The 10460-nt window shown below is 71.6% G+C and carries 8 protein-coding genes; 4 read left to right on the forward strand and 4 right to left on the reverse strand.

The annotated features are described in order from the left end of the window. The first annotated feature begins 64 nt into the window (after positions 1-64). The 3 genes from ABZ128_RS08690 (at position 65) to ABZ128_RS08700 (ending at position 2645) form a co-directional block, all read left to right on the forward strand. The gene (locus tag ABZ128_RS08690; protein WP_356846935.1) at positions 65-937 is read left to right on the forward strand and encodes an ABC transporter permease; all 873 of its coding nucleotides are present in this window, start codon (positions 65-67) and stop codon (positions 935-937) included. Positions 938-980: 43 nt separating this feature from the next. Continuing rightward, positions 981-1763, forward strand: a complete 783-nt coding sequence (locus ABZ128_RS08695) for an ABC transporter ATP-binding protein (RefSeq protein ID WP_356846962.1) — start codon at positions 981-983, stop codon at positions 1761-1763. 252 nt (positions 1764-2015) lie between these two features. Beyond that, positions 2016-2645 (forward strand): septum formation family protein, encoded by a 630-nt coding sequence (locus ABZ128_RS08700; RefSeq protein ID WP_356846936.1) that lies wholly within the window; start codon positions 2016-2018, stop codon positions 2643-2645. 106 nt (positions 2646-2751) lie between these two features. Here ABZ128_RS08700 and ABZ128_RS08705 read toward each other — a convergent pair whose 3' ends face one another. The 3 genes from ABZ128_RS08705 to ABZ128_RS08715 all read right to left on the reverse strand — a co-directional run bounded on the left by ABZ128_RS08705 (position 2752) and on the right by ABZ128_RS08715 (position 9266). Further along, positions 2752-7713 (reverse strand): NAD-glutamate dehydrogenase, encoded by a 4962-nt coding sequence (locus ABZ128_RS08705; protein ID WP_356846937.1) that lies wholly within the window; start codon positions 7711-7713, stop codon positions 2752-2754. Between the two features lie 354 nt (positions 7714-8067). Further along, positions 8068-8769 (reverse strand): HAD hydrolase-like protein, encoded by a 702-nt coding sequence (locus tag ABZ128_RS08710; protein WP_356846938.1) that lies wholly within the window; start codon positions 8767-8769, stop codon positions 8068-8070. Then, entirely contained in the window at positions 8766-9266 is a 501-nt protein-coding gene (locus ABZ128_RS08715; RefSeq protein WP_356846939.1) for a hypothetical protein, read from the reverse strand. The genes ABZ128_RS08710 and ABZ128_RS08715 overlap by 4 nt, the downstream gene beginning before the upstream one ends. A 299-nt stretch (positions 9267-9565) precedes the next feature. Between ABZ128_RS08715 and ABZ128_RS08720 the strand changes: the two genes are divergently transcribed. Next, on the forward strand, positions 9566-9961 hold the full coding sequence (locus tag ABZ128_RS08720) for an Rv3235 family protein (protein ID WP_356846941.1): 396 nt from the start codon (positions 9566-9568) through the stop codon (positions 9959-9961). Between the two features lie 13 nt (positions 9962-9974). Here ABZ128_RS08720 and ABZ128_RS08725 read toward each other — a convergent pair whose 3' ends face one another. Beyond that, on the reverse strand, positions 9975-10127 hold the full coding sequence (locus ABZ128_RS08725; protein ID WP_356846942.1) for a hypothetical protein: 153 nt from the start codon (positions 10125-10127) through the stop codon (positions 9975-9977). Positions 10128-10460 lie beyond the last annotated feature (333 nt).

The raw sequence follows: 10460 nt of genomic DNA on the forward strand, positions 1-10460 counted from the left end.
CGGACCCGTCCCATCGCCGTCCCGGCCGACCGCCGGGGCGCGCCCCCAGCCGAAAGCGACGACCGTGACCACCACCCCCGCAGAACTGGCGGCAGCCCACGGGCTGACCGTCAGCGGCGCCCGCCCCTCGCTCCCCGGCTATGTGCGCGGGCTCTGGGGCCGCCGCCACTTCGTGACCGCGTACGCCACCGCCCGGATGCACGCCACGTACAGCACGGCCAAGCTCGGCCAGGTCTGGCACCTGGTGACGCCGCTGCTCAACGCGGCCGTCTACTACTTCATCTTCGGCATCGTCATGCACGCCAGCCACGGTGTGCCCGACTACCTGCCGTTCCTGATCACCGGTGTCTTCGTCTGGGACTTCATCGGCAGCTCCGTCAACGCGGGCACCCGCGCCGTCCACGGCAACCTCGGCCTGGTGCGCGCCCTGCACTTCCCGCGCGCCAGCCTGCCCATCTCCACCGTCGTCCAGCTCTTCCAGCAGCTGCTCGTCAGCATGGGCGCGCTCGTCCTCCTGCTGCTCGCCTTCGGGCAGACCCCGGACCCGAGCTGGCTGCTGGCCGCGCCGACCCTGCTGCTGATGGCCGTCTTCTGCGCCGGCTGCGCCATGGTGATGGCCCGCATCGGCAGCAAGAACCCGGACGTCAGCCAGCTGATGCCGTTCGTCCTGCGGACCTGGATGTACTCCTCGGGCGTCATGTGGTCCATCGACCGGATGCTCACCAAGGACGACCTGCCGCACTGGGTCATGACCGCGCTCAAGCTCAACCCCGCGGCCGTCTACATCGACCTGATGCGGTACGCGCTGATCGACGGCTTCAACCCGCACGCACTGCCCCGGCACGTGTGGGCCGTCGCCATCGGCTGGGCGCTGCTCGCCGGAGTCGGCGGTTTCATCTACTTCTGGAAGGCTGAAGAGGAGTACGGCCGTGGCTGACACCGCAACGTCCACCGCAACGGCAACCGCAACGGCAACCCGCATGCCGTCCGGGGCGGTTCCCGCCGCCCGGGTCCCCACCGTCATCGCCGACGAGGTCCACGTCGTCTACACGGTGCACGGCGCCGGCTCGCGCAAGGGCACCGCGACCGCCGCCCTGAGCCGGATCTTCTCCCGCAAGCCCGCCCCGGGCGTCCGCGAGGTGCACGCCGTCAGGGGTGTCGGCTTCACCGCGTACAAGGGCGAGGCCATCGGCCTCATCGGCAGCAACGGATCGGGCAAGTCCACCCTGCTCAAGGCCATCGCCGGCCTCCAGCCCGTGACCCGCGGCAGGATCTACTCCCACGGCCAGCCCTCCCTGCTGGGCGTGAACGCCGCCCTGATGAACGACCTGACCGGCGAGCGCAACGTCGTCCTCGGCGGCCTCGCGATGGGCATGTCCAAACAGCAGATCCGCGAGCGCTACCAGGACATCGTCGACTTCTCCGGCATCAACGAGAAGGGCGACTTCATCACCCTGCCGATGCGGACGTACTCCTCGGGCATGGGCGCCCGGCTGCGCTTCTCCATCGCCGCCGCCAAGGACCACGACGTCCTGATGATCGACGAGGCCCTCGCCACCGGCGACGCCGCCTTCCAGCGCCGCAGCCAGGCCCGCATCGAGGAACTCCGCGCCCAGGCGGGCACGGTCTTCCTGGTCAGCCACAGCATCGGCACGGTCCGCGAAACGTGCGACCGCGCCATCTGGCTGGAGTCGGGCACCCTCCGCATGGACGGCCCCTCTGCCGAGGTCTGCGACGCGTACGAGGCCTTCACGCGCGGCTGACAGGGCGCGGCGCCGTCACGAGGGGCGTGGCCGCGCCGCCCTGGGTAACGTGGGTAGTGCACCACGCCGGACGGGAAGCGGCCCTGTCGCCGCCCGTCGTCGCCGCCGCGCGCAGACCGGGCCGCCGGCAGCTCACCGAGCATGCCGGAGCCGGCCGTCTCCGGGCGCCGTGCGCCCGCGCAGGCCCGGCGGCCGCGGTGTCACCGTCCGGCTGTCGGCTGCGGCTCCCCCCTGCAAGGAGGCCGGTGCACCATGTCCAGACCGCCACCACCGCCACCGCCGCCGCCCGATCCCTTCCCCCGGTGGGGACAGCCCGGACAGCCCGGCCAGCCGGGACAGCCCGGGCCGCCCGGGCCGCAGACGCCGCGCAAGAAGAGGCTGCGGACCATCCTGGCGCTCCTCGTCCTCGGCGTGGCCGCCGTGCTCGCGCTGGTCTTCTTCGGAGTGCTGGACGAGGGTCCCCAGCGCGACTCCGGCGGTCACGTCACCGAAGAGGGCTCCAGCGATACGGAAGACGTCCGCAAGGGGGACTGCTTCACCACGGACGACGATCTGACCGCGAAGAAGGACGAACAAGCCGCCGTGTCGGTGCGCGTGGTCCCCTGCGACCAGCCCCACGAGGGGGAGGTGTACGCCGTCTTCGCGCTGGCGGACGGTCCGTACCCCGGCAAGGAGAAGATCGTTCGGATGGCCGACGAGAAGTGCGGCAGCGCCGCGCTCACCGCCTACGCGGGCGACGCCGCCAAGCTCCCCCGGAAGATGACGCCGATCTACAACTATCCGCAGTCCTCCACCTGGGACCTCGGCGAGCGCAACGTCATCTGCTTCCTGGGCGACCCCACCGGTTCGAGCACCGGCTCGGTCCGCGCTCCCGGTTCCTGAGCCCGGTTCCCGAGCCCGGCTCCCGACTGCCGGATCCCTGCATGCCGAAGGGCGGCCCGGGATCCGAGATCCCGGGCCGCCCTTCACCCGTCAACGCCCCGCAGGGTCAGCTGTGCGCGCGCAGCAGCGAGCGCATCGTCCGCATCGCCACGGACAGGTTCGCCAGGTCGAAGTCGTCCGAGCCCCGGATCTCGTCCAGGGTCGTCCGGGCCCGGCTGATGATCGCCGCGTTCTTCTCCTCCCACGCCTTGAAGCGCTGCTCGGGAGTGGAGTCGCCGTTGCCCACCGCCAGCACGTCGGCGGTCAGCGCGGCGTGCGCCGCGAACAGGTCCTCGCGGATGGAGGCGCGGGCCATGGACTGCCAGCGGTCGGCCCGCGGCAGCTCGATGATGCGGTCCATCAGCTGGGTGATGTCCAGGCGGTCGGCGAGGTCGTAGTACACCTCGGCGACGTCCAGCGGGTCCACGCCGGTGCGGTCCGCGATCGCGACGATGTCGAGCGTCGGGAAGGCCGAGGAGAATCCGGCGACCCTGGCCGCCAGCTCGTCCGGCACGCCCTCCTCGGCCAGCTCGTCCACGATCGACTGGTACCACTCCAGGTCCGCGCCGCGCACCAGCTTGGGCAGCTCGTCCCAGACCTGGCGCACCCGCTCACCGAAGAGCTCGATCGTCTCGGTGATCTGCAGCGGCTGCGGCCGGTTGTTCAGCAGCCAGCGGGTGCCGCGCTCGACCAGGCGCCGCGAGTGCAGGCGCACCCGGGTCTGGACGTCGGCCGCGACGCGGTTGTCCAGGTCCTCGACCGCGTCCCACACCTCGGCCAGCCCGAAGATCTCGCGGGCCGCGAGCTGCGCCCGGACGATCTCCTCGACCGAGGCTCCGGTCTCCTCCCGCAGACGGTGCAGGAAGGTCGAACCGCCGGTGTTGACGGTGTCGTTGACCAGGACGGTGGTGATGATCTCGCGGCGCAGCGCGTGCGCGTCGATCTGGTCCGCGAACTTCGCGCCCAGCGCCGCCGGGAAGTACGCGTGCAGCAGGCGGCGCAGGTACGGGTCGTCCGGGAGCACGGTGGCGATGAGGTCGTCCGCCACCGTGATCTTGGTGTAGGCCAGCAGGACGGCGAGCTCCGGCTGGGTCAGGCCCCTGCCGTTGTTCAGCAGCTCGCGGATCTGCCGGTCGGTGGGCAGGAACTCCAGGCTCCGGTTCAGCAGGCCGTCGCCCTCCAGGCGGCGCATGAAGCGCTGCTGGGCGTGGAGCAGGCTGGGGGCCTGGGCCGCACCGTTGGCCAGGGCCACGTTCTGCGCGTAGTTGTTGCGCAGCACGAGCCTGCCGACCTCGTCGGTCATCTCGGCCAGCAGCTTGTTGCGCTGCTTGACGGTCATGTCGCCGTCGGCGACGACCGCGTTGAGCAGGATCTTGATGTTCACCTCGTGGTCGGAGGTGTCCACGCCGGCGCTGTTGTCGATGGCGTCGGTGTTGACCTTGCCGCCCTCGCCGCCGGCGCCGATCCGGGCGAACTCGATGCGGCCGAGCTGGGTCAGGCCCAGGTTGCCGCCCTCGCCGATCACCTTGGCGCGGACGTCGCCGCCGTTGACGCGGATCGCGTCGTTGGCCTTGTCGCCGACGTCGCCGTGCGTCTCGGTCGCCGCCTTGACGTACGTACCGATGCCGCCGTTCCACAGCAGGTCCACGGGGGCCTGGAGGATGGCCTGCATCAGCTCGGCCGGGGTCATCTTGGTGACGCCCGCCTCGATGCCGAGGGCGGCCCGCACCTGCGCGTTGACCGGGATGGCCTTCGCGCTGCGCGGGTGGATCCCGCCGCCCGCGGAGAGCAGTTCGGTGTTGTAGTCGGCCCACGAGGAGCGCGGCAGCTCGAACAGGCGCCGGCGCTCGGCGTACGAGGTCGCCGCGTCCGGGGTCGGGTCGATGAAGATGTGCCGGTGGTCGAAGGCCGCGACCAGGCGGATGTGCTCGGAGAGCAGCATGCCGTTGCCGAACACGTCACCGGACATGTCGCCGACGCCGACGACGGTGAAGTCCTCGGTCTGGGTGTCGTGGCCGAGCTCGCGGAAGTGCCGCTTGACCGACTCCCAGGCACCGCGGGCGGTGATGCCCATGCCCTTGTGGTCGTAGCCGGCCGAGCCGCCCGACGCGAACGCGTCGCCCAGCCAGAAGCCGTACGCCTCCGCGACGCCGTTGGCAATGTCGGAGAAGGTCGCGGTGCCCTTGTCGGCGGCGACGACGAGGTAGGTGTCGTCCTCGTCGTGGCGGACCACGTCCTTGGGGGGCACGACCTCGCCGCCGACCATGTTGTCGGTGATGTCGAGCAGCGCGGAGATGAAGATCTTGTACGAGGCGATGCCCTCGGCGAGCCAGGCGTCGCGGTCCACCGACGGGTCCGGCAGGTTCTTGGCGACGAAGCCGCCCTTGGCGCCGACGGGCACGATGACGGTGTTCTTGACCATCTGCGCCTTGACCAGGCCGAGGATCTCCGTACGGAAGTCCTCGCGGCGGTCGGACCAGCGCAGGCCGCCTCGGGCGACCTTGCCGAAGCGCAGGTGGACGCCCTCGACGCGCGGGGAGTACACCCAGATCTCGAAGGCCGGGCGCGGCGCGGGCAGTTCCGGGATCGCCTGCGGGTCGAACTTCATCGACACGTAGGCGTGCTGCTCGCCCGCGGCGTTCAGCTGGAAGAAGTTGGTGCGCAGCGTCGCCTTGATGAGGGTGAGGAAGGAGCGCAGGATCCGGTCCTCGTCGAGCGAGGCGACCTGGTCGAGCGCGCCGTCCAGCTCCTCCAGCATGGCGTCGATGAGCTCGGTGCCGGCGGCCTGGCGGTGGGGCGAGAGGCGGGCCTCGAACAGCGACACCAGCAGCCGGGTGGTGTGGACGTTGTTGCGGAGGGTGTCCTCCATGTAGTCCTGGCTGAAGTTCACGCCGGCCTGGCGCAGGTACTTGGCGTACGCGCGCAGCACCACGGCCTGGCGCCAGGTGAGCCCGGCGCTCAGGACCAGGGTGTTGAAGTTGTCGTTCTCGGCGTCGCCCCGCCAGACCGCGGCGAAGGCGTCCTGGAAGCGCTCGCGGGCGTCGTCGCCGAGGTAGTGGTCGCCGGCGGCGGTCAGCGGCATCCGCAGGCCGAAGTCGTAGATCCAGGCGTTGGTGCGGTCGCTGCGGCGCAGCTCGTACGGGCGCTCGTCGGTGACCTCGACGCCCAGGCGCTGGAGCACCGGCAGGACCGCGGACAGCGAGACCTGCTCACCGGTGCGGTAGATCTTGAACCGGCGCTCGCCCGGGCCCGCGCCGACCGGCTCGTACAGGGAGAGCGCGAAGTCGCCCTCGCCGGCGGAGAGCCGCTCCAGGTGGCACAGGTCGGCCACGGCCGCGCGCGGCGAGTGGTCGGCCTTGTAGCCCTCGGCGAAGGCGGTGCCGTACTTGCGCAGCAGTTCGGCGGCGCGCTCCTCGCCGAGCTCGGCGACCAGGGCCTCGCCGAAGCCGTCGGCCCAGGAGCGGGCGGCCTCGACCAGGCGGGTCTCGACGCGCTCGACGTCGGCGTCGGTCAGCGCGGGCAGCTCGGTGCCCTGCGGGACGCGGACGACGAAGTGGATGCGGGAGAGGATCGACTCGGTGTTCCAGGCGGTGAAGTCGACGCTGATGCCGCCGAGCTCCTCCTTCAGGATGTCCATCAGCCGCAGCCGGACACCGGTGGTGAACCGGTCGCGCGGCAGGTAGACGAGGGCCGAGTAGTAGCGCCCGTACTCGTCCTGGCGCAGGTACAGCCGCAGCTTGCGGCGCTCCTGGAGGTACAGGACGGAGGTGGCGATCTCGCGGAGCTTGTCGACCGGGGTCTGGAACAGCTCGTCGCGGGGGTAGGTCTCCAGGATCTGCAGCAGGTCGCGGCCGTCGTGGCTGCTCGGGGCGAACCCGGCGCCTTCGAGGACCTCGGCGACCTTGCGGCGGATGACCGGGACGCGGCGCACGGACTCGGTGTACGCGGCGGAGGAGAACAGGCCGAGGAAGCGGCGCTCGCCCACGACGTTGCCGTCGGCGTCGAACTTCTTCACGCCGACGTAGTCGAGGTACGAGGGGCGGTGCACGGTGGAGCGGCTGTTGGCCTTGGTCAGCACCAGCAGGCGGTGCTCGCGGGCCTTGGCGCGGGCGTCGGCCGGCAGCCGGTTGAAGGACGGCGAGACCGGGTGGCCGTCGTCCTTGCCGCTGTGGTGCGGGTCGGAGCGCAGGATGCCGAGGCCGGTGCCGGGGACGGCCGCCAGCGAGTCGTCGACGAGGTTGTACTCGCGGTAGCCGAGGAAGGTGAAGTGGTCGTCGGAGAGCCAGCGCAGCAGCTCACGGGCCTCTTCGAGCTCGTACTCGCGCAGGTCCGGGGCGACCGGCTCGTCGGGCAGGGCGTCGGCGATGCGCAGCGCGGCGTCGCGCATCTTCTCCCAGTCCTCGACGGCCTCGCGCACGTCGGACAGGACGCGCTGGAGGTCGGCGGTGATCTGCTTGAGGTCGGCGCGGTCGGTCTCGCGGTCGATCTCGACGTGGATCCAGGACTCGACGAGGGAGTCGTGGGGGCGCGCGGTGCGGGGGCCGTGGGCGTCGCAGTCGGGGCCGAGGATCTCGATCAGCTTGCCGGTGATGTCGCGGCGGACGACGACCTGGGGGTGGATCACGACGTGGATGCCGCGGCCCTGGCGCGAGAGCTCGTTGGTGACGGAGTCGACGAGGAACGGCATGTCGTCGGTGACGACCTCGACCACCGAGTGGCTGGAGGTCCAGCCGTTCTCCTCGACCGTGGGGGTGTGCACGCGGACGTTCGCGGTGCCCTGCGGGCGCTTCTCGGCCAGCCGGTAGTGGGAGAGCGCGGCCCCGAACACGTCGACCGGGTCCCGGTCCAACAGGTCCTCGGGTGCGGTGTGCAGGTAGTAGCGCTGGAGGTAGGAGAGAGTCGTGTCCCGGTCGGGACGCTCCCCCTGCTCGGACCCAGTCGGAAGTAGCCCCCCGGCCGGGCTGTTCTCAGCTACCCGGGCCGCCCTCGTGAGCAGCTCGGCCTTTGCTTCGTCCAGCTTGGTCTGCATGTCCTCTGGCTCCTGTCGCGCGCCATTGCGTGACGTAGGTGAAGGAAGGAATGACGTAGCGCCGCCAGGCGGGGTGTCCGTCCGGAATCGGCGCCGTGCCGTGGTGAGAGCCGGCCGGGAGGGAACAGGCCATGATCGGCACGGACTCCCGGGGGCAGGGATCAGCGAAGGCCCGGGCACGGTCGTGCGCCGGGCGCTGGCCGGAGGCTGCGGTGCCTCCGATGACTATCGCGCTGATCACGGGTACCAGGCTATCTCGCCGCACCCCCTGTCCGTCACGCACCAGATCTGTACAAAAGCAGGTCCTGAACTTTGACGTAGTGCGCAGTGACGCGGGCGGGTTCGTGCAAGTACTTATTCGGCCAGACGACGAGCAGTGAGTACGGCCTCTGCCAGCGTGTCGACGACGTCGACACCCGCCGATTCCAGACTGCGTCGGCTGTGCGAACCACCCGTGTAGAGGACGGCTCTCGCACCTACGTGCGCAGCGGCCAGCGCGTCGTCGACGGCGTCGCCGATCAGGATCGTGCGTCCGGCCGACACCCCGCTGTCGGCCAGTGCGGCCATGTGGCGGACGAGGTGTCCGGCCTTGGAGGTGTGCGAGGGGCCGACCCGTCCGTCGACGCGCAGGAAATGCCGCTCGATTCCGTGCGCCTGGACCAGCGGCAGGAGCTTCTCGTGGGGCGCGAGGGACAGCAGGGACTGGGTGAGCCCTTCCGCCTGCCAGTCGTGCAGCAGTTCCCGGGCGCCTTCGGTGAGCCCGGCCTCATCGGCGGCGGCCCAGTAGTACCGGTGGAAGGTGTCGTCCATGACGGCCCATTCCGCCTCGGTGGGCAGCCGGCCCATCAGCCGCTCGTAGAACTTCGGCACCGGCACGACGTACAGGTCGCGGTACTGCTCCAGCGTGACCGGCGCGAAGCCGAACTCGGCGAAGGAGGCGTTCGTCGCGGCGAGGACCGCGTCGATGTCGTGCAGCAGGGTGCCGTTCCAGTCCCAGACTATGTGGACCGGCGCGGAGGGGTTGCCGGGGCGGGTGGCGGTGGCCGGGATACTCACTTCAGCAGCCCCGGAATCTCCTGGACGCCGAACCAGAGCAGCTCGTGGTCCTCGGCGCCGTCCACCGTGAACCGGGCGTCGTCGTCGCCGCCGTCGGCGGCGGGGACGGCGGCAGCGGCGGCGCTGACGTCGTCCTCGGCGTCCTCGGCGTCCACGTGGACGGCGGCGGCCACGGCGAGCCGCACCGCGCCGGCCAGGGTCACCTGGCCGAGGGTGGCCTCGTCGAGCCCGGGGGTGGCGGTGGCGGCCTTGTCGTCGACGTCGACGGCGACCACGACCCGCTTGCGGGGGGCGGCCGGGTCCTCGGACAGCATCCGCAGGGAGGCGGCCGCGGCCCGGCTCAGGGCGGCGTACTCCAGCTCCTCGATGTCGTCCGAGACGTACCACTCGCGCAGGCCGGGCGTGACCGCGTACGCACGCAGCGGGGCGGGGCCCAGCTCACCCGCCTGGTGCGCCTCGGCGAGCCCGGGGAGGGTCAGGGGGACGTACACGCGCATGGCCGGCTGCTTTCGGTAGTCGTCAAACGCCCTCAGGATACGGCTGTACGGGCTTTTGCGGCGGCGGCCGTCCCCTTTCGGGCTGCTGCCTCGCGGCGCGGCCGCGTCCACCCCGGACACCACGGCGCGCACCGGGAGCCGGGGGACGGGCCCGGCGGGGCACTCGGATAGGTGAACGCGGCCCGCTCCCGGCGGGCCCCGCCGGGACCGTTGCGGAGGGTGAGCGGGGCCCGTAGAAGATCCCCTACCAAGTTACCGCCCGGTACCACTCGGGCCCGGACTTCTCGGGGACGACCGCCATGACCAGGAACACCGCCCGGCCCCCCGGCCGCCACGACCAGCGCCGCCCGTGCGGCCCCCGCCGGCCGCGCGGCCCGCACGACTGGTTCGCGCAGCGGCTGCTCGCGGTGGTCAGCGGCCAGCGGCCGGTGCACTCCCTGCTCGGCCTCACCGTGGGTCCGGCCTACGACCAGCTGGTCACCCTGGCCACCACCGGCCTCGCCCACGGCCCCGGGCGCGAACGCCTGCGCCCGGTCCTGCGGCACTGCGGGCGCTTCCACCCCGGCCCGGGCGTCATCGAGGCCTTCGCCCGCATCGCGACGGGCGACCGCGTCTCGGCGATGGCCTTCCGCCTCGAACAGGGCCCGGACCTGCGCTGGCGCTGCGCGGCCGTCGAAATGGGGCCCCTGCCGTGACCACGGCATCCGCCTACCGGCTGGTCCACCAGGCGGCCCCGGTGCCGGTGGCCGTGGTCACGAGGGTGATGAGCCAGACGGGGAACCGCTGGATGACGACGTGCAGCCCGCCGCAGCGGAGCTCGAACTGCGGCTGCGTTCGCCGGTCCTCAACTCGCTTGTCCATGGCTCCAGTCAAGCACCGGTCCGGCCCCTGCCGTCATGAGCCGCATCTGTACAAAAAGCGGGGGCCGACTTCGACTCCGTGCACAGCGCGCCACTTCCCCCGCGGGTGCCGGGAGCCGTCTCGGGCAGGCTACGGCCCGCACCGCCCCCGGCGCAGGGGCCGGACGCGCGGGTGGCCCGTGGCCGATTCCCGCCCCTGCTGCGGCAGGTGGCCCGTGGCCGGTTCCCGCCCCTCCTGCGCGCACGCACCCAGCCGGATGTTCATTGGTCAGACAGACGGCCGCCCGGTCGTCCGGGAACGCGGTCGCTCGTTCCTTGAGGTACCGCCGGACCC

Origin of the sequence: Streptomyces sp. NPDC006326 (assembly GCF_040612915.1) — a bacterium.
Lineage (GTDB): Bacteria > Actinomycetota > Actinomycetes > Streptomycetales > Streptomycetaceae > Streptomyces.